This window comes from Pelistega indica, assembly GCF_000506865.1.
Taxonomy (GTDB): domain Bacteria; phylum Pseudomonadota; class Gammaproteobacteria; order Burkholderiales; family Burkholderiaceae_B; genus Taylorella; species Taylorella indica.
The window spans coordinates 1-1,618 of the sequence record NZ_AYSV01000035.1 but is presented as its reverse complement, the minus strand read 5'-3'; the positions used below and the strand labels follow the sequence as shown (position 1 = coordinate 1,618).

Sequence of the window (1,618 nt, the reverse complement as noted above, 5' to 3'; positions counted from 1 at the left end):
CCCCAAGATMMCCCCCAAGATCACCCCCCAAGATACCCCCCAAGTGACTTCACAAGTGCTTGCTTTGTTACAAAGAATTGATGGGGAAGTGACAAGGCAAGACATGATGGAGTTACTTGATTTGAAAGATTCTAAACACTTTCGAAAAAACTATCTACAGCCTACTATCCAATTAAATTTGTTAGAAATGACTATACCAGATAAACCTAACAGCCGTTACCAAAAATATCGTTTAACGCCAATAGGTAAGCAGTTAATACAGGATAGGTAAGAGGAATACTGACAATAATTATTTTTTAAGAAAAGAAACTATATTCAATTCATTATTATCAAAATGGTGAATGATTGGAACTAATACATGGATATCGCTCAAGAATTTTTACAAACATTTAATCGATTAGAAAGTTACCTTAATCAACTAGTAGAAGGAGATGGTCATTACCCCTTTTATACATTGATTGATAAGGTTAAATCACGGCAGATATTTATTGCAAGACATGAAAGCTTTTTAAAGTATATGGCAAATATTCGTAATTTAATTGTGCATGATGAATATTATCCAAAGCGAATAGTACTTACGCCAGATGCTTCAATTGTGGATAAATTTAAATCCATTACACAACAAATTATTTCTGCACCCAAAGCTATTGATATCGCTAGTAAAGATTTAAAAGTATATGGTTTGAATACCTTATTGATTGATGTTTTGCAATATATCAAAGAGCGAGATTATTCACAAATTATTATTCAAAAAGACGATGGTCAGTATGGATTATTGACCCGTAAAACAATTTCGAGATGGGTTGAAAGAAATATTCATGATGGAACAGTTAATCTCAAAAATATCAAATTAACACAAGTGGTAAGTCTGGAGAAAAAACAAGAAACAGCTTATATCGCTGCACAGAAAAATATTTATGAAGTAGCCTCATTATTTGCTGATCAACAAAAAAGAATTCAGGCGATTATTGTGACACAGGACGGACAAGCATCTACCAACCAATGGGGCTGATTTCATTTTGGGATGTAAGTAGGGCGATAGTGGGGGAAGGGTGAGGAGTCTATATTAGTTATGGATAAAAAATTTTTGTTATATTGTCATGTTTTTGTTTCTATCGAATTATAGCAAAGATTGTATAAAGGCGCTTTTTTTTATTAACGTTCTGGTATGGAGTTAAAAAATATATAAAAACTTAGTATTTTTTCCTATTTGCAAATTAGTGATAATAGTTTATCTATATTGATATTTAAATAAATTATTAGGAGAGATTTGATGAGATTAATTTAAGTTTTTATTTAATTTTTTTATGTTGTGTGCCAACAGTACAGGCTGATGAGAATTTTCCAACAAAATCTATAACTATTATTGTTCCTGCAGCTCCAGGGGGTACTGCTGATATTGCAGCTAGACTACTTTCAGAACCATTTGTACCCATCCCATTTTTAGTACAACTATAAAGTAGAAACGGAATGTTTTTGTTTGTACATTAAAGGGGTGAGCCCCTTTAGTGCATCATGAGGTCTTTGCGTATTATAAATCGTTAACCACTCCTCGGTTAGTTGTTTAACCTGTTTTAGTGTTTTTAAAGAGGTAACACCCTAAAACCTCTGTGCCTGA

General features: G+C 32.6%; 2 protein-coding genes and 1 pseudogene. 2 read left to right on the top strand and 1 reads right to left on the bottom strand.

What is annotated here, in order from left to right; all coding sequences use genetic code 11:
- Together V757_RS28610 and V757_RS17910 are read left to right on the top strand one after the other, a co-directional pair.
- Positions 1-271, top strand: a 271-nt coding sequence (locus tag V757_RS28610) for a Fic family protein (RefSeq protein WP_031274157.1), incomplete at its 5' end; no start/stop codon positions are given.
- An 87-nt stretch (positions 272-358) separates the two neighbouring features.
- The gene (locus tag V757_RS17910) at positions 359-1,012 is read left to right on the top strand and encodes a DUF294 nucleotidyltransferase-like/CBS domain-containing protein (RefSeq protein ID WP_023949691.1); all 654 of its coding nucleotides are present in this window, start codon (positions 359-361) and stop codon (positions 1,010-1,012) included.
- Between the two features lie 440 nt (positions 1,013-1,452).
- Here the strand turns inward: V757_RS17910 and V757_RS29860 are convergent.
- Positions 1,453-1,572 (bottom strand): annotated as a pseudogene (locus tag V757_RS29860) (integrase core domain-containing protein); the annotation flags it as partial.
- Between the last annotated feature and the right edge of the window lie 46 nt (positions 1,573-1,618).